Here is a 20,745-nt window from a genome sequence, read left to right on the forward strand (position 1 = left end):
GCTGACCAAGGCCGGGCAGGTCCGGAAGACACCCCGCTGCCCAATTCCGTGTGGCTACGGACCCATGACCGCGTCCGGTATCCAAAGGACCAGTTGCGGGAAGATCGCGATCAAAATCAGCACCACCACATTTGCCAGCAGGAACGGCGCGGCACCGACGAAAATCTTTCCGATCGGCATACGGCAGATTGCAGCGCAGACATTCAGGCAATTTCCTACTGGCGGTGTGCATGCACCAACCGCGAGTCCCGAGACCATCACCACACCAAAATGCACACCAGACACGCCCAGCTTTTCAGCGACCGGCAACAAAACCGGTGTCAGTAATAGAATGGCGGGACTAACGTCGATGAACGTACCCGCCATCAGGATCAAAATGGCTGTCAGAACCATGAAGGCGACCGGGCCAAGTCCGAGGCCCGAAACGAAATCGGCCAGTTGATTGGGTACACGTTCCAGCGCCAGTACAGTGATGAACACCTGACTGAACGCGATGATCATCATGATCTTGGCGGACATGATGATCGCGTGGCGCATGGCCCCCGGCAAATCTTTGAGAACGCCGAAGCCGACGATGAATAAGCCGATGATCAGACCGTAAACCACCGCCGCTCCGGCTGTCTCGGTCGGAGTAACGAAACCGAATACAACCGACCCCACGATCAGGATTGGCATCAACGCCACGGCAGCCGAACGCCGCGCCTGTCGCCCTGCCTCGGCCAACGTGAACGGTACATCTTCGGTCGGGTAATCGTTCTTCTTGGCCAACAACCACACGACGATCAGCTGCAGCAGGCCAACCATGATGCCGGGAATGATCCCGCCCAGAAACAGGCGACCAATGCTTTCTTCAGCGGCAACAGCGTAGATGATCATCGGAACAGACGGCGGAATGATCATGCCCATTGTGGATGAGGCAACTGTGATCCCCGCCGCAAAGCTCTTGGGGTATCCGCGCTTTTCCATCTCAGGGATCAGAACAGACCCGATTGAAGCAGTATCCGAGGCAGAAGAACCCGAGATACCGCCGAAGATCATCGAGCCGACCACGTTAACCAATCCCAGCCCGCCCTTAAGGCGGCCGACGAAGAACATGGACAGGTCTAGCAGGCGCCGCGTGATGCCTCCGGAATTCATCACCAAGCCCATCAGGATGAAGAAGGGCAGTGAAACCAGCGGATAATTATTGATGCCGGAGAAGAAACGCTGAACAACGAACCCGGTCGCTGCGGGGGCCTCGATCAGGAAATACGCCAGTGACGCCAGCCCCAGAGAATAGGCAATTGGAACTCCGCAGACCAACAGTATTCCCAGTGTGGCGAACAGGATCAGCATGTCAGTCCTCCGGCATCCAGAGAACATCGATGGAATCCCGACCGCCCAGAGTCAGAACCACACGAACAAAGCAATAGAACACGGCAATCGAACAGGAGATCGGAACAATGATGAACACATAAGCCTGAGGCATCCCGAAGGGTTGCCACATGTTTTTGCCTGGCCCCGCGATCCAATCGATGGACAGCCAGACCAATGCCGCGTTCATCACTCCGACAAGGACAAGCCCTGCCACGTAGAAGGCCATTTTGACGTAGTAGGGCATCATGTCGATGAAGAATGTGATCGCGATATGCTCACGCTTCGTAATCGCCACGGCACCGCCCAAGGCCGAGGTGCAAAGAAACGCGATCTTGACCTGTTCGTCGACGCCGTAGATCGCCATGTCAAAGGGGCGCATCAGGACTTTGGTGACGACAATCACCAAAAACACCCCAAACAGCACGACCATCAGCGCTTCGATAACGCGCGTCAGTACACGGTCAATTGCAGAGAGCGTATCCATAAACCGGTTCCGTTAAGAAGCGAATCCGGGCGCAAGTAAGAGCGCCCGGAATTGCCGTTTCAGATCAGCCGCAGGACGCCGCTGCAGCACGGGCTGCGTCGATATCATCCATCGTGAAATGACCCGCGTCGATCATCTGTTGATAGACCGGCGCAACGGCTTCCTGGAAACCCGCCAGGGCTTCGGGCGTCAGTTCGTTGATCTCCATGTGCTTGCCGAGTTCGCCGACGATGTTCGTTTCAGCATCGCGATACAGCTTGTCCGACATCGCCATCGCTTCGACCGCAACCTCGTCAAAGGTGGCCTGAAGGTCTTCGGGCAAACCATCATACCACGCCTTGTTGACGATCAAAGGATCGGGGCCTGTCATATGGTTCGACAGCGTCAGATACTTTTGCACTTCGTGAATATTGAAGTCCCAGATATTTTGCGGCGGGTTATGCTGCCCGTCAATCACGCCCTGTTTGAATGCCTGATATGCCTCTGAAAACGGCATGGCGACCGGAACCGACCCGATGGCTGTTCCCGTGGCGATCATCAGATCAGATTGAGGTTCGCGAATGCGCAGACCTTGCAGATCAGCAACCGATGTTATTGGCTGAACGTTGTTGGTATAGGCCCGGAATCCTTGGCTGATACCGGTGGCAGGGATGTGATATCCGTTCGCCTCAGCACGGGCCTGAACGCCCTTGGTGAAGTCCGAACCGACCAGACATTCCATCTCATCCCAATTCGCGACGAGGAACGGCAACTGGTACAGGTTGAATGCCCCGGACGCGTCGGCAAAGAAACCGCCACGCGTGCCTTGCAGCAAACCGGCCGTCACCTGATCCATCATTTCACGCTCATTACCAAGCGCGGCACCAAAGAAATTCTCGACTTCGATGCGACCGTCCGTACGTTTTTCAAGTTCAGTCTTGAACCAGTCCATGGACTGCGAACGGATTGAGGTTTCCGGCTGCTCATTACCATATTTAAAGGTGAAGTCCGCCGCCAGTGCTGTACTGGCCGTCATTAATAGGCCGGTTACCCCGGCCAGTAATTTAGCTGTGTAGGTCATGTTATCCTCCCTGAACGGGACTCGATCCCGTTGCATGACGTTGGGATAAGCCCCCTTACAATTCGGTGGCAAGAAAAATTGCATCAAATGACGGGAATGATGGTTTTTGATGTTCTTAGAGGTTTATTTGAGGATGATTTTGATCGGGAATGATGTTAGCAGAGGCTTATGAGCGATGAAGCTGTAATAATCCCAAAGAAGGCACGTGTCTCCGAGATTGCGAGGATCGCGGGGGTCGGCACCGCTACGGTTGACCGGGTTTTGAACAACAGATCAAACGTAAAGCCTGAGACCCGCCAGCGGGTTTTGCAGGCCAAGCACGCGATCGAATCCGGCGCTCAATTGGACCAGCCTGCGCGACCCTGGCGGCTGAAGATATTTCTACCAGAGGAAGCCGGACCATCGACAGAATTTCTGGGCAACTGTTTTCAGAATGTTTTCACCAATGGCCGCGCCACTGTCGAGTGTGTCTTTTCCACGAAATTGGAACCATCAGTGTTGGCTCGAAAACTAAGAGCCTGCGCCGGGCAGGGAATTGATGCAGTTGGCTTTCAGGCTTTGGATGATCCGCGGGTTCGCGACGCAGTTGAAGAGCTGCACGGTTTGAATATTCCCTGCATACCTGTCGTCTCCGATCTGATCAGCCCTGTTCTGGGCCAATTTGTCGGGACGGACAACATGGCCGCAGGACGAACAGCGGCCTATTTTATGGGTCGAATGCTACGGCAATCCGGAACCGTCGGCGTGATTTCCGGCGAGCAACTATATCGCAACCATTCGGATCGCGAGATGGGGTTTCGGTCAGCCTTGCGAAGGGATTTTAGCCACCTCCGCGTTGTGGGCACCTATATCGGCCACGATGATGTGCAGGAAAATCGCGTGGTGGTGGGCCAGATGCTGGACGAACATCCCGGGCTGCTGGGCATTTATAACGTTGGCGGTGGCAACGAAGGCATTGTTGCGGCTCTGGCTGATCGCGATTTGACGGGAGAAATCATGCTGATCGGCCACAACCTTACGCCGAAGACGAGAAACTACCTGCTGGACGGATCAATGGATCTTGTCATTCATCAGAATATGCAACGGATCGCTGAACAAGCCGTTCAGACCCTGATCGCGACACTGGAAAACCGGTCCCATCAGGCTGAGGTCGTTCCAGTTGAAGTCATCACCCGTGAAAACATCAACGGCGCCACCTTCGGTTGATGCTCACAGGTATTCAGATGTGCAGAGACCGAACGGAATAACTCCAACCTGTTCCTGAATTGGTTTTCCGGTCAGACACCGAGACATCATCTGTGTCACGCGATCTGCAACCTGATCCAGCGGGTTGTTAATCACCAAATCGATGCTGCCATCGGCAAGCGCGGCTTCGGTAACTGGTGTCCGTTCATGGCAGATGTAGACAACTTCCCGCGATTGCCCTGCCTCGCGCAGCGCTTTCAAGGCTCCAGTCACCCCGCCTCCGCAATGATAGATGCCGGAGAGGTCTTTGTTGGCCCGCAGCAATTCTGCTGTCGCTTCATATGCGACCGCGGCGTCATCCAGATACACCACAGAGTCTCGAAGAGGTTTCTGCGGTGCAAATTCGCGCATGTAGCTTCTGAACCCACTCTCAAGCGCTTCGTGCCCCAGATACCTGTGCGACCCGATAAGGATGCCAACCACGCCTTCGGTTCGATCAAGACGCGCCATCGCCCAACCTGCCGTCCGCCCCGCTTTTCGACTGTCGATCCCGACATAGGCAGTAACGTGAGGCGATGACAGGGGCGAGAGCAATGCAATGACAGGGACATCGGCGCTGGCGATCGCACGATTGATCTCCGGATGATCAATCGCAACCAAGCCTATGGCGTCTACCTTGCCGTGCATTTCGTCAATCGCAGTTGCAAGCTCGGACGGCGACAGGCTTTCTACGTATTGGATTACAACTTTTGCCCGGATACTGCGCAACTGCTCTGCTTTTTGCTGCAACTCGATTGCCAATTCGCGATAAAACCACTTGCTTTCCTTTTGAAGAATAAAGCCCAGCCGTTTTGCTGGAGCCATCTCCTCAACCCGGCGCCGCAACAATCCTGCCGAGCGATACCCCAACGCTTCCGCCGCTGAAAGAACCCGCGCAGATGTCGCCGCAGTAACTGGCGCGCGCGCATTCAGAACGCGGTCTACTGTTGCGACGCCTACCCCCGCCTTTTCTGCGACGTCTTTGAGTGTGACACGGGCCATAGCACGCTCCATGATAAAACGTATCATCTATTTTACAGAATTTTCTGAGAGAAATGATAGAAAATATCACGACAGGTTTGACGATTCAGACGCCCTTCGGTTCTGCTCGGCAACAGCAATGTAGATAAGGAACCTGATGTGCCGAAGGACAATACCCTTCCTTGGCGGGATTATTCGCTGACGGGCCGGGACAGCGGTCCAAGCTTTGCACCTAAACAGTGGTATTCTACTCCAGTCCCCCGGAAACGGATGAAGGAATTGATGAAGCGCCGTGATGCTCCGGCCTTGATCGACTACGGGATTTGGCTGGGATTGGTGTTGGCAACCGGTGCTCTGGTCATTCTGACCTGGGGTACGTGGTGGGCAGTGCCGTCTGTTATCCTGTACGGGGTGTTTTATGGATCCTGTGCCGACAGTCGTTGGCACGAGTGCTGCCATGGGACTGTGTTCAAAACGCCTTGGCTGAACACCGCAGCCTATCAGCTGGCCTCATTTATGTCGCTGAAAAACCCCTATCTTTGGCGGTGGAGCCATACACGCCATCACACGGATACGGTGATCGTCGGAAAAGACCCCGAGATTGCATTTCCCCGGCCTCCGCATCCACTCAACCTCCTATGGAACATGCTGCATCTGCAATCTGGCTGGAATGAATTGAAGAAGATGTTTCGGTTGTCGGCTGGTCGTTTGACCAAAGATCAGAAAACCTTCCTCATCGAAGCCGACCGTTCTAAGGCGTTCTTGGCGTCGCGTGTTCATCTCGCAATCCTCGCAATGACATTTGCTTTGGCAATGGTGCTGCAATCATGGCTGCCCATTGTGCTGATCGGCGGTCCCACTTTCTATGGTTCGTGGCTGCATCACCTGTTGGCGTCACTGCAGCATGCCGGGCTGGCAGAAGACGTCCCGGATCACCGATTGAACTCGCGAACCGTCTACATGAACCGGTTCTTCCGCTTCGTATATTCGAACATGAACTACCATGTTGAACACCACATGTATCCCATGGTTCCATTCTACAATCTCCCGGCCTTGCACGAAGAAATCAAAGGCGATTGCCCACCTGCGTACGCGGGAACACTGACCGCGTTTCGCGAAATGCTCCCAGCCATTCTGATCCAGCGGCGCGATCCGTTCTACTTTGTCGACCGCAAGCCGTTGCTGCCCAAGGACGCTAACCCCAGCCCAGAATACACTCGACCAACAGCCATAGCGGCCGAGTAAATCAATCCCCGGAATACAGGAAAGCCCATGACGAACTGGACCCGCGCCTGCGCTTGCGATGACATCGAAACCGAAGACCTTATCCGTTACGACAATGGCGATCGTACCTTTGCCATCTACCGAAGCCCCGAGGACGATTTTTACTGCACCGACGGCCTGTGCACCCATGAAGAAGTGCATCTGGAAGACGGTCTGGTCATCGATCATCTGATCGAATGCCCCATGCACAACGGCCAATTCGATTATCGCACCGGCGAGGCAAAGCGCTCACCCGTCTGTGTGAACCTGAAAACCTACCCCGTTAAGGTCGAAGACGGAGATGTCTTTATCGATATCGGGTGATGCCATGAAACGGATCTACGACTGGGACGCGAAGTTCTCACTTAGAAACTACACCGCTTCCGACCTTCGTGCGCTTAAGGGTATCCGCAAGCTGGTTCAGACGACGGCGAATACAACCGAAGAGGCAGCAGCCGCGAAAGATGCCGGAATTGATTTGATTATGGGCAATGCCCACAACACGCCCGCCGTGCGTCAAGGCGCGCCTGAATTGTTCTTCACAGCTGCACTTGGTCTTCCGGACTTTGCGACGGAAAGGGACGTGCTGACCGCCGCGTTTGCGGCCATGAAGGATGGTGCCGACAGCATCTACACGGCAAGAGGGCCGCACATTGTTGAACTTTTAGCGCGCGAAGATATCCCCGTGATGTGTCATCTTGGCCTGGTTCCTCGCAAATCCACCTGGCGGGGCGGCCTGCGTGCCGTTGGTAAAACTGCGGACGAGGCTATCGCGCTTTGGAATGCGTTCCGCACAATGGAAGATGCCGGAGCTTTTTCGGTAGAGGCTGAAGTTATCTGTGACCGAGTAATGGCTGAGATTTCCGCCCGCACATCTCTGATAACGTCCTCACTCGGATCGGGCGCCAGTGCAGACATTATCTACCTTTTTCAAAATGACGTATGCGGGGAGCAACCCGAAAGCCCGCGCCATGCGCGTGCCTTTGGCGATCTCGATTCACTGTATGAACAGATAAATCACCACCGCCGAGTCGCACTTTCGGCGTTCAGAGAATCTGTTGAAGAGGAGCAATTTCCAAGCCCAAGCGAATGCGCAACAATCTCAGACGCGGAGTTTGAAAGTTTTATTACACGACTAAAATAGTCTATTTGGCTAAGGAAAGTTGCACCCAGAACCACATTTTGAGAACCGGAATTATCACCCAACGATGACCGATGTACGTTGGTCCCCATTCGCGACGGGTAGCAAAGAATTTTGTAATCGCAGTGCAAGTACCTTTCCCGCCCGACCAGCAGGGCGTTGTCGTCGCAACCCGCCAGCAGCTGTCGTTCGAGCAACCGCAGCGAATTCGGACTTTGTTGCGCCTACTTGCCATTCATGCCCCACGCAGCGAATGGCCACTGATGATTGCGTTTTCGCCGCTGAACAGCGGCGTCAGCCTGTTGACCATCTCGTCAGGTGAGAGCCGATGTGCCAGGTCGGCAAGTTCAGGCTCACTGTCCGGGCTGATCGGTGCAAGGTTCAAGAGGTTACCGAGGTTGTCCGCAAAGCTGGGTGCTTTCACCGTTTGGATTGCTTGCGTCAGTTGGCGGTCCTCGGCTGTTTCCTCGTCATCGGCAGTCTCGCGCGGATCTTCGAAGTATCCGTAGCCGGCCACGCCCTGATCAAGATACCCCTCATACTCAGGCGGATCATATGAGCGTGGTCCAGTGACAGCCGCGCGCTGCGACAAGGGAGGTTTGGCGACAGGCTCAAGCTCCGGTTCTCCGGCCTCAGCCGATTTGGCCGACCCGGCACTTTTCAGGAATTCATCATAGCGGGTCACAACGCCATCCTTGACCACAGGCACATCCGGCCAAGACTTGCCCTTTTGGCTGTCATTCAGCGCTTTGAACCGATGGTCTTTGTAATAGGACACCCGACTGGTTCGGATCGGGAACATACCCTTGCCGGTGATAATGACCTCTTCTTTGCCCAACCGGCCGATTTCTTCGGGGGTCAGCAGTGCCCGGCTTTTCTCTGACCAGCTTTCCGACCGGCCGGGCTCTTTCGACCAATTGCGCCCCGACACGGATTTCTGCGTCACCGTCTTGTTGCCAAGCGCTTTGGACAGCTTTTGCTTGGTTTCCTCAGAATTGGGGGTCAGCCACACATGCAGATGCGAACTTTCGGTCAGGATCTCCTCACCAGCTGGCCCATAATGTTCACGCAGCGACGCCGGCGATTGCACAATCAGGCACAAGCGGCCGCCATAGCCGGGCAGCGTGGTTACAGCATCGAGCACGCCCTGCATTTTCCCCAGCGAATGAAACTCATCGATCAGAAACAGGACCGGCAAGAATTCCTCACCCGAGGCCATGAGACGACGACGCAGCGCGTTTATGGCGCATTGGATGAACAAACGCACCAAAGGCCGCGACACCTGCTTATGCGCCTCTGGAATCGAGATAAAGCAGGTCTGCGGTTCCCAACGCATCGATTCAAAATCGAAGTCATTGGCCTTTGTCGCGCGCACGATCGCAGGGTTGCGCCAGGCATTCAGACCCCCGCCCATCAGGACCGACAGGTAGATCCCCAGCTGTTTGTTGTCCTGGCCCGCCATACGCAGCATCGCGCCTTTTGAGACCGGATCGGGCGCGCGCGACGCAAGGGCGGCGAACATGCCCTTGTAATCCGGTATCTCATCATCGCCTGCCACTTCCGGCGTCAACACCTGCAGCACCCGCCCAAGCGACGGTTCAGGCTCATTGCAGACGATCGCCGCAGCGGCCTCGAAGATTTCCTGCGCATCCTCCATCAAGGACGCTTCCGCACCGGTTGCGCTTTTGGGCGCCAACAGCGCGGCGCTGATTTCTGATATCCGCACGAGCCGGTCTTCCAGGTCATCCATTGCCGCAATCTCGATCAGCGGGTTAAAGCTGTGCGACCGGCCGACAAGGGAACAGTCCTTATTGTTCGGAAACTGCACATCGAACGGCGACAGCACCCGCACCTTGTCGCCTTTTTCCAACCGCCGCCGTGACGTGGTCTCAAAAAGCTCGCCTTTGACATCATAGACGATCAGCGAGCCGGGATAATCGAGCAGGGTGGGGACAACGATACCGACACCTTTACCGGACCGCGGCGGACCTGAGACCAGCACCGTGCCCTGATCATCGGTATGGGCACGCAGGTGCGGCGCCTTTTTCTCCGGCTTTCCCAGCTTGCCCAGCACCAGCCCCCAATCACTGACAAGCCGCGCCGTGCGGATCTCCTTCGCCTTGGCCCATCGCGCATCGCCGTGGGCATCGGTTGCTGTGACGCCAAACACCATGCCGCCGAACAGATAGGCAAGGCCCGCGCCGGTCATCAGCCCGAGTGTGATACCGCCCCAAAGCACCAGATCCCAATCCTTCGGGTGCAGATTATTGCGCTGGCTGAGCAGCAGCCATGGCCGCCATGTTTCAATGTCGCCATTCACTTTCCACGCAATCAGGAGTGCGGCCCAAAGCGGGATGCTGATGACGCCAGCTGCTATCGTGTAAGGAAGGTGGGTCTTTGCCTGTATGGTGCTCATGGCATTCTCCTTCAGGACAAAAGTGTAAGGGATGGAAGGCTTGAAAACGTTGCGGGGCACAACCCATGTTGCGCCCCGCGTGGGTTGATGCTCATGGCGTCACATATAGAGGTCTCGCGATACGAACACGTTGATGTTCTCGCCCTGGTCCACCCAGATCGTCGGCGGGATCGACAGGTATTCCTCAAAGGCATCCTGACCGGAATTCGCAAAGCCATCGGTTCCGGTGGACAGATCATTCTCGCTCAGAGTGCGATTTCCGAAGCTCGATATGCCTGAGAAGATCGAGATGAAGAACGCCGCTTCAAACTTGAGGCCGAAATGGTGCCGCACATTGCCTGTAAGACCGGCGCGGCCCAGACCATCCACACCACGCGACCCGATCATGATGGAGCGCTTGTCCGTTGTGATCACCCGGTTCCAGGCCACGAGCACCCTGCGCTGACCAAGAGAGATATCCGACGAATACTCGCCAATCAGCGTTGAGCCCTTGGGGATCAGAATAGTGGTTGCATCCGCTGACCACACGTCCCGGCTAATAGTGGCTTTCAGTTCACCGGGAAGATCGGACGATATTGCTGTATCCAGAACGCCCGGAATCATGGTGCCTTGAGTGATTAGACGATGCACATCCTGCAGCTGCGTGGCCCGCGACGTCTGGACGATACGAGACGCAGCTGCATCGAGGAAATCGTTGCCCGTGCTGTTATTCGACGTCCCGCCAGCACCCGTCCCAGCAGCACTGCGCCCAAGGCTATTGGTCAAAGGCTGGGTCAACCGGTCTTCTTCAGCCGCAACCGCATCCTGCGCCGCATTGCCGTCCTGTGCCGGTTCTGACGCCTGGCCCGGCTCTGTGATCGGACGGTTGGCTTGAATCCGCGCGATCAGTTCTCGTTGTCGGCGCTCATCCGCAAGCCGATCCTCTTCCAGCTTTTTCAGGAACGCTTCAAGGGCCTTTTCTTGTCGCGCGGTGCGTTTTTCGAACGCTGCGAGGGCCGCTGCATCCAGATCCGAAGCGGGCGTTTGCGGGGCGGCCTCCTCAACAGGTGCCTCGGCCTGTGCGGCTTTGATTAACTCGCGCAGTTCAGCCAGCTCAGCCTCCAGAATGGCAACACGTGGGTCTGGCTCTTGTTCGACCTGTGGCAAGGGCTCCGTTGGCACGGTTCCAAATAGGGTGCCCCCTTGATTGCGCTGATCCGGCGTCTGGTTGATTTCTGGAATGATGCTGCCGCGTCGGTCGGTGTCATCCCCGCCGTTGTTGATCCAAAAGAACAGGCCAACAAAGGCAAAAAATGCACCGATGCCGATGATCATGGGCAGGTTAAGACCGCGTTTTTCCTCCTCAGAGCCTTCGATGCGGTTCTCAAGCAGTTTGTTTTTCTCAGACATCAGCGGTTCTCCCCACCTTGACCTGCGTTGCGCTGTGACGTGGATGACGAAACCCTGCGCGGATTATTCGGGTCGCGGTTTTGATCGATTTCATAGAGAGGGATGTTGAACACGCAGACCACATAAGGCCCGTCGCGCAGGACCAGGCGCGGATAAACACCGGTCACAACAATGGTGCCGTCTGCCAGATCCGTTGAGTTGACCAGTCGTTCACGACCGTCCGCGCCCATCGCAAAGATCGAGGGCCGGACGCTTTGCTGTTTCAGGCGCAGATAGGTTTTGCGCCCATCATCAAAGGCCACTTCCGGCCGCAACAGCCTGTCGCCGCTGGCGCTGTATTGCAGATTGGCAGGCCGCCCGGTGGTGTTGAATGCTGTCTGGATGTTTCCGGCCTGTCGCGGTTTGAAGCCTTTTTTCTGATCCGGATAGCTGAACCGATAGAGAAACCCGACATTATCAGGTGGACCGGCTTCATGCGCCTGAAGGAGAAACACATAGCTGCGCAGGTTGGTTTGCAGAATGAGATTGCTCGCCTGCGACGTGGCATGTTTGGCCTTCAGGACAAAGCCGTTGCCAGCGGTCAACGGGATAAAGTCCCAGGTCTTGGGATCGCCCCGGACCTCATCGACCATCTGTTCACCGTCCTGGAGGTGAATGCTGAGAGCATAGCCCCGGGAAACATCGATCTTGTACACCTCGTCGGGGTGATACACGAGTGTCCGGACCCGCGCGTCCGTGCGGGTGCCCCGGCCTTTCTGTTCAGCTGAGATTGAGGCCGCGCCAAACGCCAGCATCACAGCTGCAGTGCAAACTAAACGCAGCATTATCGCGCCTCCTCATCCAGTCGGTAATTGGCGACACAAAAGCCGGTTGGATTGTTCCAACGTTCTTCCAGTGTCATGTTTCCGGAGCGGTCGAACTCGTATCCCATCGTCACCACAAAGTTCCGCGTCGTGACCGGGGCGCCCTGTTGCTGGCGCGCGCTTTTTGTCATGCGCAGCGTGGCCGAGTTTCCATTGTTCAGTGTGACAGACCGAATACGGACATCGACGCGGCCAAAACTGCCGTAGATGTTCATGGGGCTGTTGGGATTGTCTTCGTCATAGAGCGCAGCCAGATCCTCGGCTGCCCCGCCACAGGTCCGCCCATACACGTCGGTCAGCCGTTCCCGCTGATCGTGCGCGTCATAGGTTTCCCGATCACGCGCATACTGGAAGAGCAGCGCCTGCGTGACATACTCATCATCGTCCAGCGTCAGATCACCCAGACGGGATTCCACGTTGACCAGGCCGGTATGCTTGTCGACCGTCATTGTGATGGGTACGACCTGTTTGAGCGGCGCGAGCCCCATGACGGCCGCAACGCCCATGACGCCGATCAGTACGCCAACACCGGCCACGATGTAAGCGATCCGCGACCTGCGCCGCATCGACAGATACATCTCATCTTCCCAGCGGTCGTGGCCGTCATGAATGGTGGTGGTATCGGGCAGGGGAGAGCCCTGATACTGCCCGTCAGGATTGAGCGGGTCGGGCCTCAAATCTGCCGTTGCATGTTGCATCTGGTGACTCCTCGTCTGTTGCGGGGCCAGCCCGCCAATGATTTCAATGAGTTCTGATCAGTTTCCGCGCCGTCGCGCTTCTTGGGCCATGCGTTCGGCCCCGCGCCTTACAGAATCCCGAATGCGTTGGTTGTTGGCCTCTGTTGCGGATGGCCTGTCGGCCTCATTCGCTGCACTGGCCCGCTGATTGGAGACATCGCTCAGGTTGTTGCCGCCGGAGTTTGCGCCCGTCAGCTGTCCGCCGAGAAGCTTCACGCCGGTTTGGGAGGCCCCCTTGATCTGCGATTCACCAAGGCTCAGCGCCGCACCGCCAATCCGCTGAGCGATCATCGGACAGATCAGAAGCAACCCAGCAGTGATCCCGCTAATGCCTGCGAGCTTGAACATTTCCAAAGGTATGTCTACCCCGGAAGCGAGACCGTCTGAGACTGATTCAGAGACACCTCTCGTTGCAGCCAACGCAATGCCCATGACTCCAAAGAGCAGAATCTGAAACAGAACCAGCATCGTTATTCCGCGCACCCAGCCGTTGAAGATTTCTGCAGAACTTCGAAGGTAGGCCCAGACGGCAAGGACCGGGAAAATTGCCAATAGTATCGCTAGCAGAACTTTCGAGGCTACAAGCAGGGCAAGGGCGATAATGATCATCAAAAGGATGAAGAACGCAGCAAGCAACGCAAATAGCAGCACGCCCAAAGCATCGCCCGCGATGTAATCCGTTACCCCATATGATCCGATGGCCGTCACGATGTTTCTGAAAGACGTGTCAGCCACATCCGCAAATGCAGTGGCCACACCACCAGCGTTTCCACCTCCCCCAAACCGATTGATGATTGTGTTACCCACATCGATGGGGAATTGCGTGATGAACGGATAAATATACTGGGTCCAGAGCACGCCGCCAGAAACAGCTAGGTAGAACAACGAAAATCGAATTACGAATGTAATGAACCCGTCGAGGGAAAAGCTGCCACGATATGCTGCTGTAACCGCCCAGACCGCTAGGGCCGCACCAGCGAGAAGGGTCAGGAATTCAGCGCTCGGGGTCGCAAGCGCCTGAAATACTTCTTGCGAACCGCCATTGATGATGTTGTCAAAGCTTTCATCGGTGCCAACAAGGAAATCCCTGATGCTCATGATCCATCATTCCTTTTTCTGAATTTGCGGATGCAGGCATTCACGGCCCGGTCAGCTTCATAGAAAGCATCCGATGCGGTTCCGTACTCTGCTGATATTTCTTCGACGGACATTCCCATCAGATCCTCGTCGATTTCGACGGTTTCAGTGAGACGTAGATCCCTTTCCGGCATTGGTTCACCAGCCGAAAACGCAGTTTCGCATTTCTCGGCATAGGCAAACCTTACAGCCGCCTCTTTGCGTGTGCGTGAAGCCCGCTTTGCATCTAACAGACGCAACTCTTCGATTTGTTCCTGCGTTAGAGCAAAGACCGGCTGGCCCGTCGCCAGAGTGGTGGCGACGGTTGCTGCGATAATGAAAGTATGAGTGGGGAAGCGCATCAGTTTGATCCTTCAGGTCTGTACGCCTGGCGCGCTACGATATCCTGACCGCGCAGACGCTGATTTACGATTGCGGCGTCCAGCTGACCTTGTGCAGAGAGGGTTTGCAACAAAGTGGCGAGCATCATGCCGTTCTCAATCGCTATGCGTGTGTTCAGATCAATGCTAGCTTTCAGATCATCGGTCGCGGAAATCTGCTCACGATATCCGTCGTAGCGCTCCATCGCTTCGCCCGCCCCGGCAAAGCCTTCCTCGGCAATTGCAAGCCCGGCAATGCTCGATCCGGAAACCAGATCATGCGACCTTGTGGCCGGATCTTCTGCGGAACGCCCAAGCGCCTGCAACCCATTCAACGGCTGGAAATCCACCCGCAACACTTCCATGTGATTGCTCAGCCGGTTGTTCACCGAATTGCCGGTCATCGAGAGGGTGGACAGAGACGAGGACAGCTTTCGCGGGGTGATATCGCCGCTGAACAGGTTGCCGATCGTGTCACGGGCACCCGTGATGGCATTGTGCGTGGCCCGGGCCTGGCGCAATTGCTCCTGAAGCTCTTGCAGCTGTAGCAGGGCATTGTCGAGCATCTGCGTATTCAGGCCAACCATTTCGCCGCTGGAATTCAGCAGCGCGATCAGTTCGGCATGTTCCGTAACACTATAGGTAGGCACGCCCTGCGCTCTGGCAGTGTCGGCCGTCCCGACAAATCCGGCCAATGCAAGGGCAACAACCGCGGCGGTGCTTTTGAAAATGGTCTTCATTGTCTTTTCCTTTCAGGGGAGAGGTCAGATTTTGCCCGCGCCGAGCGGCAGGGTGGTGGCAAGGCCGGTTTGGGGGACCGGCTCTGCGTCTGCGATATTGCAATTGGCCTTCAGCTCGCGGGGCGGATCGAGGGCATCACCGGTAATGGTGCAGGCTCCGAGAAGCGGTAGGCCAAAGGCAACAAAAACAAGTTTGCGGATCATTCGGAGGTCTCCTGTGGGGCTTTGAGGGTCATGAAGGCGTCGAGCCAGCCATCCTCGCCATGCTCAGCGCGCAGTTGGTCCATCTCGGCAACACTGTCGCCAGTGGCAGACAACACACGGTAGAATTGCTCGGGAAGCTCAAGCCGGGTCGAAACCACGGCTGATCCGTCTCCGTCATTGATCAGCACCAGTCGGGATTTGGGTGGCATGGAGGAAACAGCGTTGAACTCGGCCTCAGTGAGCCGGAACGCATCCACATAGGTTTTGCGATCCGCTTTGGGGTTGGCAAAGAAGATGCGGTTTTCCGTCGACTGGATCAGCGTGTCCGAGATTGAGGATTTGGCAGCATCCGACGTTTCCTGCGTCATGAAGACCAAAATGCCATCCAGCTTCCGGATGGTTTTGATCCAGTCCTGGATGCGGGGCCCAAACCTCGGATCGTCAAACAGCGCCCAGGCCTCATCAACACTGATGATCAGCGGTTTGCCTTCGGCCAGTTTGCGCTCGATCCGGTAGAACAGGTAATCCAGCAGGGGCAGGCGTATGTCGGACGCCTTGAGCAGTGCCGTCATGTCAAAGGCGATTACGGCTTGATCGAGGCTGAAACTGTCCTCAGCATTGTCGAACAGCCAAGCGCGACTGCCAGACCCATGCCACTTGCTCAGCGCATCGAGCAGCTGCACGGGCGCGTCCGCATCATCGACGGACCGCAGCGTGTCAGCAAAATCCGAGAATGTGCGGAGCGCGGGATCACCCGATGCCAGGCGGCGAAGACCAGTGGCGATCCGTCGTTCCTGTTCCGGGGTGAGTTTTTCCGCGCCGGTCAGGCGTTGAATGAACCCCTCAAGCCATTCGATCCCAACTTCGTCAGTCGCAACAGCAAACGGATTAAATCCGAGGTTCACACCGGATTTGAGTTGAAGGTACGTGCCGCCAATGGCCCGAATAAACGTTTCCGATCCCCGGTCTTTGTCAAAGGCAATCAGGTGCGGGTGTTCGGGCAGGCGGTAACAGCTGGACATCAGGAAATTCGCCAGCAGGGTTTTCCCTTCCCCGGTCGCCCCAAAAATGGCCGTGGTTCCTGGTCCCTTGGATTTGTCAGAGCCTTCGCGGTGGAAAGAGAACCAATAGGGCGTACCTCCCAGCGTCCGAAACGCCGCAACAGGCCCGCCCCAACGCAGTCTTTCTCGCGATCCGGTCGGCCAGGAGTGCAGGTTGGCGAAGTCGGCAAAGTTTTTGTCGGACACGAAGCGCTTTTTGCTGCGGGTCTGATAGGCGAAGTTGCCGGGCAATTGCGCCCACCAGGCCGCTTCCAACCCGATGTCTTCGCGCCGCGTGCGCAGATCAGCACCGGTCAGACAGGAATTCACGCGGGTGGCCGCGTCTTCCAACTCCTCGCGGGTGTTCCCCAACACAGCAACCGTGAAGTGATGCCGGCCGATGGACATGGCACGGGAGGCAACCGCGTCGCGCGCCTCATTCAGATCCTTTTGTAGCGACTCCGCCTCATCGCCTGCATCTTCCATGCCCCGCTTGGCGTCACGGATCTTTGAGCCGCCCGACACGCGATCCATCGGCGCATAGCATTGCGTTGCAATGAACTCGCACCGCTCACCCAACAGTTCATCGAACATGTAGTATTTTGACCGTTCCGGATAGGCGTTGACCGCAAAGACGGCAGCGAAACGATCCTTGTCCCCGCCTGGTGTCAGGCTGTGAACATGGTTTTTGCGGAAGGTTACACGACCGTTTGGCACCGCATCCGCGAGATGTGTCCAGACTGCTGGGGCCTTTTGCCAAATCCCGCTTTGCAGCATCGAGAGGAAAGACAGCGTGCGGCTGCGATCCGCTTCCGAACCGGTGAGCCTACGCGCACCGAAAACTGACAGGTCACGCATAGCCTGTTCTGCGGCCACATGCAGGGCTTTGCGGTTCTTTTCGCGGGCGGCACTTGCGGCTGGATCTGTTGTTGTCGCACGGAAAGACCGCAGCCCGGCATCCAGCAGCCGCTTGCCACTGGTGTAAGGGCGACGCACGATCGTCAGGAAATGGCGCAGCTGGAATGTCTCATCCTGGTCCAGCTGGTCGCGATAGTGGCGGTCCAGGTCTTCAGAGAAGGCAGGACCGTTCACGGGGGGCAGCGTCTCGGCCAATTGGATTTTGGTCCGGATGACATGGCTATAGAAGGCTGTTCGGTTGTCTTCAAAACTGGACGCAAGCCGGGCGAGTGTATCATTGGCGGCTTTGATCGTGGCCCGGTCGGCGGTTTCGTGGATGAACCCGTTGAGTTCCAATACCGCCGCCAGATCACCGTTGCGCGTCGTGAACGTCCCGTCCGGCAGGAAGCGCACGAACGGGATATGCGTAGTGGCTGGAACTTCGCGCGCGGCGCGGCGCGCTGACGGCATGGCCTTTCGTATCTCAGGGTGCATGTTCATATCGGGTCAGTCTCCGGCGTAAGAATTGCCGTCCCAGTAGGGCTTGTTTGGGGTGAACAGTTTGCAGTCAGCCATGGTGGCGACATGATCCGGCAGGTATGGATCGACGCTCACGACCCAGCGGGCAGCGGCATAAGACGGGGCGATGGCGAGCAACCCCCAGAAGCCCAAAAAGCCCTGTGTCATGATGAACGTCATCAGGGGAATGCTGAGCGCTACAATGTGAAACGTCATTGGCATCCCGGCCCTCTCTGAAGGCCGGGTAATCGCCTGAAATATGCGGTTATCGTCGCTCATCAGGTCGCAAATCCCTGAATGGCTTCGGCAATGCCAAACGCACCGTAGAAAATACCCAGCACGACGAGGATCACGAAGAAATGGCCCCATGTCACAGGAACGCGCGGGCTGGCCGCTGAGATACCGGCAAGCGCGATGGCCGCACCCCCGAGCAGAATACCGTTGGCGCCGGTCACAAAGGTGCGGATCTGGGTCAGGATGGACACCGGCGCATCAAACAGCGATTGCGCCAGGGCCGGGCCGCTGAGTGCCACGAACGCCAGCAAGGTCAGCACGGCGACGTTTTGAGGGTTACGGTTCATATAGATAGTCTCCTTGGACTGGGGTGTTCAGGCGTCGGGTGGAAGCCCGGCCCCTTCGAGAACGGTTGCGACGTAGTGGGTGGTTTCCGAGTAGGGCGGGACGCCCTCATAGCGTTCCACGGCACCAGGCCCGGCGTTGTACGCAGCCAGGGCCAACCGCCATGTGCCGAATTTCAGGAACATGGCTTTCAGATACCGCGCGCCGCCATCGAGGTTCTGCACCGGGTCATGCGGATCGACACCAAGCGCGGCGGCGGTGGGCGGCATCAGCTGCGCTAACCCAAGCGCGCCTTTTGGACTAACGGCGTTGGTATTCCAGCGGCTTTCCTGATGCACCAGTGCATGAAACAGCGGCACCGGCACACCGTGGCGTTTGGCGGCGCGTTCCGCTTCCGCTGCCCATTCGCCCTTGGCACGCGGGCTTGCGTTCCTTGAGACGACCTGTTCCGGATTGCCGTCATCCTCATAGTGCAAGCAAACCATTGCACCTGCCCGGAATGCGGGTTCCAGGCAGGTGCGGGTGGGGGCGGTCGCACACAGCAAGCGCCCTCCACTCAGCAGCGGGCCATTACGGCTCGCGCAAATTGCGGCCTCGTCGTTCTGCGCATGGGCAGACGATGCGAGTGCTGCGATCAAAGGGAGACCAATCAGCAACGGTTTGAACAAGTTTCGAATGTCTGCTGACTGTCCTTTTGAGACTTGGGGTGGATTGAAATAGGGGAGGTCTGCCGATCTAATCCCATCCCAAACCCGGATTGATCGGCATCTCTCTCCGCCGCATGTTCGTCCTGTCGGCGGGGAGGGAACCCATCCCGGTCCACACAAATTGTCGACGCGGCCTTTGTTTTGAGGCTTTTCAATCCTCATCGGGGAACCTTTCGATTGCTCCGCTTGGTATTGGGTTGTCCCAGGGCTCGCCCGCGCGCCCCTCCGGTGTGCGCGAGTGATGGCTGGAGGGGGACGCGCCACGATCCGGAAACGGGCGCATCGGCCCATCGTCAAACCAGCACCAGCTCGCATACCGGCCTTCTTCAGATGCTTTGGTGAGAAGTTCCAACGTCTCGGCATCGTCGGGATTGACGGCAACAAAGACGGCAATCGGTTCTGTCGTATCCAGCAGCAAGACGGATGCGATCGGTGCGTCCACCGGCAGGTTGAACCGCAATTGCTTTTGAAACGCGCGGCTCTGTTCGGTCAGCGCATTCAGCACTTCCAGTTCGCGCAGGCTTTCGAACGGTATCCAGTTGTCCGTCACCAGCATCATGCCAATCTCATGCAGAACCGGATAACCCGCCTTTGCGATGGAATAGCTGGCGATCAGGATGGCATGGCAGGACCCCATCGCTTCAAGAAGCAGTAGCTGTTCCCCGAACACTTTGTCGAATTTCTTGGACAGGTCCTTATCGGCAAAAAACGCGCAATCGGGGGCGTGTTTGAAGATGAACCTCGCACCATGTGGTGTGGTCTCCTTGCCCTTGTATTCTGCGATGACCAAGCCAAACGGGGTTGCGCCGCGACCAGCTGGCCGCAAGTTTGCAAAAAGCCGGTTCCGTCTGGCCGCTATCTCACCTTTGTTCTCAGGCTTGAAGTATTCCGGCACAAAGAGAATGCGGGACAGATCCTGCCCTTTGACGATCTTTCCTGCCGCAGACCGGCGCAGCGCGTGATGGATCACACCCCAGAACCGCTTGCCGTCCATTCTGGGATACCACTTGCCCAGATCACTTTCATGCCAAAGGAATTGAAGCACGCTCGTGATGGTCAGCTTGCGCGGTGCAACCTTGGCCTCGGTTGATTTTGCGCCCGTCTGTTCCGGCTCGGTCCGGCTCTTGCTGTTCTTGCGCAGCGGAAAGCCCAGTTTAAGCGTCGTGGTGCCATCTTCAGGATCTTCGGTGATGGCCGACGCCTGAACCTGTGCTAGCCCCGAGAGTTCTTCAGGGGGCAGAAATGAGGGGCAGTCAATCGCATGATCCGGACCGGTACCGGGCATCCGTTTGACGATGAACTTGCCAGCGGTCGCCGCGATGTACATTTCCGGGGCAGGCTTGCGGCACCCACAGTCCACGCGGGTGCCCGCGCCATGCGCGACCGTCAGGGCGCGTTGACCCGCTTCGCTCTCGACCACCAGAGGATTGCCATTCAGAAACAGGGTCATTCTGTGGCCCCCAGACTGCGCTGAGGCGTGTTGACAAATCCGTGATTAGATTTGATTTCGCGTTGTTTTGAATGGATTGGCTTGGGTAGTTTTGATGGTGCCGCTTCGCTTTGATTGGCGGAGTCGGATAGGTGGTGGGTACAGCCCCATCTGGAGCTCACCACGTTCTCTCTTCGGTGTAGCACCACATGCATCGAAG

General features: G+C 56.9%; 21 protein-coding genes. 4 read left to right on the forward strand and 17 right to left on the reverse strand.

Going from position 1 to position 20,745, the window contains the following annotated elements:
* Positions 1-54: 54 nt before the first annotated feature.
* The 3 genes from ACR0LF_RS22120 to ACR0LF_RS22130 all read right to left on the reverse strand — a co-directional run bounded on the left by ACR0LF_RS22120 (position 55) and on the right by ACR0LF_RS22130 (position 2,900).
* A complete protein-coding gene (locus ACR0LF_RS22120) occupies positions 55-1,335 on the reverse strand; it encodes a TRAP transporter large permease (protein ID WP_170410381.1) in 1,281 nt (426 codons plus the stop codon).
* Position 1,336: 1 nt separating this feature from the next.
* Positions 1,337-1,840, reverse strand: coding sequence for a TRAP transporter small permease (locus tag ACR0LF_RS22125; protein ID WP_170410378.1), 504 nt, complete (start codon positions 1,838-1,840; stop codon positions 1,337-1,339).
* A 64-nt stretch (positions 1,841-1,904) separates the two neighbouring features.
* On the reverse strand, positions 1,905-2,900 hold the full coding sequence (locus ACR0LF_RS22130) for a TRAP transporter substrate-binding protein (RefSeq protein WP_480581719.1): 996 nt from the start codon (positions 2,898-2,900) through the stop codon (positions 1,905-1,907).
* Between the two features lie 168 nt (positions 2,901-3,068).
* On the opposite strand from ACR0LF_RS22130, the gene ACR0LF_RS22135 reads away from it, so the two are divergent.
* Positions 3,069-4,106: a LacI family DNA-binding transcriptional regulator gene (locus ACR0LF_RS22135; RefSeq protein WP_480581721.1), complete on the forward strand. Its 1,038-nt coding sequence runs from the start codon at positions 3,069-3,071 to the stop codon at positions 4,104-4,106.
* Between the two features lie 3 nt (positions 4,107-4,109).
* Here ACR0LF_RS22135 and ACR0LF_RS22140 read toward each other — a convergent pair whose 3' ends face one another.
* Positions 4,110-5,126 (reverse strand): LacI family DNA-binding transcriptional regulator, encoded by a 1,017-nt coding sequence (locus ACR0LF_RS22140; RefSeq protein WP_480856474.1) that lies wholly within the window; start codon positions 5,124-5,126, stop codon positions 4,110-4,112.
* 261 nt (positions 5,127-5,387) lie between these two features.
* On the opposite strand from ACR0LF_RS22140, the gene ACR0LF_RS22145 reads away from it, so the two are divergent.
* Genes ACR0LF_RS22145 through ACR0LF_RS22155 form a run of 3 tightly spaced genes read left to right on the forward strand, consistent with a single transcriptional unit; the run spans position 5,388 to position 7,512 of the window.
* Positions 5,388-6,350: a fatty acid desaturase gene (locus ACR0LF_RS22145; RefSeq protein ID WP_480581725.1), complete on the forward strand. Its 963-nt coding sequence runs from the start codon at positions 5,388-5,390 to the stop codon at positions 6,348-6,350.
* Positions 6,351-6,377: 27 nt separating this feature from the next.
* Positions 6,378-6,692: a MocE family 2Fe-2S type ferredoxin gene (locus ACR0LF_RS22150; RefSeq protein WP_170714131.1), complete on the forward strand. Its 315-nt coding sequence runs from the start codon at positions 6,378-6,380 to the stop codon at positions 6,690-6,692.
* 4 nt (positions 6,693-6,696) lie between these two features.
* Positions 6,697-7,512, forward strand: coding sequence for a 3-methyl-2-oxobutanoate hydroxymethyltransferase (locus tag ACR0LF_RS22155; protein ID WP_480581727.1), 816 nt, complete (start codon positions 6,697-6,699; stop codon positions 7,510-7,512).
* Between the two features lie 232 nt (positions 7,513-7,744).
* On the opposite strand, the gene ACR0LF_RS22160 is transcribed toward ACR0LF_RS22155, so the two are convergent.
* The 13 genes from ACR0LF_RS22160 to ACR0LF_RS22220 all read right to left on the reverse strand — a co-directional run bounded on the left by ACR0LF_RS22160 (position 7,745) and on the right by ACR0LF_RS22220 (position 20,546).
* The gene (locus ACR0LF_RS22160) at positions 7,745-9,925 is read right to left on the reverse strand and encodes a type IV secretory system conjugative DNA transfer family protein (protein WP_480581729.1); all 2,181 of its coding nucleotides are present in this window, start codon (positions 9,923-9,925) and stop codon (positions 7,745-7,747) included.
* A 99-nt stretch (positions 9,926-10,024) separates the two neighbouring features.
* A complete protein-coding gene (locus ACR0LF_RS22165; protein WP_480581730.1) occupies positions 10,025-11,314 on the reverse strand; it encodes a TraB/TrbI/VirB10 family type IV secretion system protein in 1,290 nt (429 codons plus the stop codon).
* On the reverse strand, positions 11,314-12,138 hold the full coding sequence (locus ACR0LF_RS22170; RefSeq protein ID WP_480581732.1) for a TrbG/VirB9 family P-type conjugative transfer protein: 825 nt from the start codon (positions 12,136-12,138) through the stop codon (positions 11,314-11,316). The genes ACR0LF_RS22165 and ACR0LF_RS22170 overlap by 1 nt, the downstream gene beginning before the upstream one ends.
* Complete coding sequence (locus tag ACR0LF_RS22175) at positions 12,138-12,875, reverse strand: VirB8 family type IV secretion system protein (protein ID WP_480581733.1); 738 nt, start codon at positions 12,873-12,875, stop codon at positions 12,138-12,140. Before ACR0LF_RS22175 ends, ACR0LF_RS22170 begins: the two co-directional genes overlap by 1 nt.
* A 57-nt stretch (positions 12,876-12,932) precedes the next feature.
* Positions 12,933-14,012 carry a type IV secretion system protein gene (locus tag ACR0LF_RS22180; RefSeq protein WP_480581735.1) on the reverse strand — a complete coding sequence of 360 codons (1,080 nt, stop codon included), beginning with the start codon at positions 14,010-14,012 and terminating at the stop codon, positions 12,933-12,935.
* Positions 14,009-14,392, reverse strand: a complete 384-nt coding sequence (locus ACR0LF_RS22185; RefSeq protein ID WP_480581737.1) for a hypothetical protein — start codon at positions 14,390-14,392, stop codon at positions 14,009-14,011. The genes ACR0LF_RS22180 and ACR0LF_RS22185 overlap by 4 nt, the downstream gene beginning before the upstream one ends.
* Positions 14,392-15,150, reverse strand: a complete 759-nt coding sequence (locus ACR0LF_RS22190; RefSeq protein ID WP_480581739.1) for a type IV secretion system protein — start codon at positions 15,148-15,150, stop codon at positions 14,392-14,394. Before ACR0LF_RS22190 ends, ACR0LF_RS22185 begins: the two co-directional genes overlap by 1 nt.
* Before the next feature lie 24 nt (positions 15,151-15,174).
* Positions 15,175-15,354, reverse strand: a complete 180-nt coding sequence (locus ACR0LF_RS22195; RefSeq protein WP_480581740.1) for a hypothetical protein — start codon at positions 15,352-15,354, stop codon at positions 15,175-15,177.
* Complete coding sequence (locus tag ACR0LF_RS22200; protein ID WP_480581742.1) at positions 15,351-17,792, reverse strand: VirB4 family type IV secretion/conjugal transfer ATPase; 2,442 nt, start codon at positions 17,790-17,792, stop codon at positions 15,351-15,353. Before ACR0LF_RS22200 ends, ACR0LF_RS22195 begins: the two co-directional genes overlap by 4 nt.
* A 6-nt stretch (positions 17,793-17,798) precedes the next feature.
* A complete protein-coding gene (locus ACR0LF_RS22205) occupies positions 17,799-18,089 on the reverse strand; it encodes a VirB3 family type IV secretion system protein (RefSeq protein WP_480581744.1) in 291 nt (96 codons plus the stop codon).
* The gene (locus ACR0LF_RS22210) at positions 18,089-18,391 is read right to left on the reverse strand and encodes a TrbC/VirB2 family protein (RefSeq protein ID WP_480581746.1); all 303 of its coding nucleotides are present in this window, start codon (positions 18,389-18,391) and stop codon (positions 18,089-18,091) included. Before ACR0LF_RS22210 ends, ACR0LF_RS22205 begins: the two co-directional genes overlap by 1 nt.
* Positions 18,392-18,418: 27 nt before the next feature.
* The gene (locus tag ACR0LF_RS22215) at positions 18,419-19,057 is read right to left on the reverse strand and encodes a lytic transglycosylase domain-containing protein (protein WP_480856475.1); all 639 of its coding nucleotides are present in this window, start codon (positions 19,055-19,057) and stop codon (positions 18,419-18,421) included.
* Between the two features lie 190 nt (positions 19,058-19,247).
* Positions 19,248-20,546, reverse strand: a complete 1,299-nt coding sequence (locus ACR0LF_RS22220) for a DUF1173 family protein (protein ID WP_480581750.1) — start codon at positions 20,544-20,546, stop codon at positions 19,248-19,250.
* Between the last annotated feature and the right edge of the window lie 199 nt (positions 20,547-20,745).

The organism is Ruegeria sp. E8 (assembly GCF_056533985.1).